The sequence below is a fragment of the Pseudoalteromonas sp. MER144-MNA-CIBAN-0113 genome (genome assembly GCF_040308965.1).
GTDB classification, from domain to species: domain Bacteria; phylum Pseudomonadota; class Gammaproteobacteria; order Enterobacterales; family Alteromonadaceae; genus Pseudoalteromonas; species Pseudoalteromonas tetraodonis.
The window spans coordinates 1-238 of sequence record NZ_JBEOOG010000589.1 but is presented as its reverse complement, the minus strand read 5'-3'; the positions used below and the strand labels follow the sequence as shown (position 1 = coordinate 238).

At 48.3% G+C, this 238-nt stretch carries 1 protein-coding gene; it reads left to right on the top strand.

What is annotated here, in order from left to right; translation table 11 throughout:
* Positions 1 to 238, top strand: a 238-nt coding sequence (locus AAEY57_RS21060) for a hypothetical protein (protein WP_350608793.1), incomplete at both ends; no start/stop codon positions are given.

The window sequence follows — 238 nt, the reverse complement described above, 5'->3', positions numbered from 1 at the left end:
CAGTAAAACCAGACAAACGTGATAGTAAAACGAGTTTAACCGCTTCAGGTAGAGAACTCAGCCGATTACCGGTAGACCCTCGTTTAGCTAAAATGGTGCTCACAGCTCACAAACTTGGCGCATTGCGTGAAGTGATTGTTATTGTGGCGGCGTTGTCGATTCAAGATCCACGCGAACGCCCGCAAGAAAAACGTGCTGCAGCCAATGAAAAACACGGTCGCTTTGACGACCCAGATTC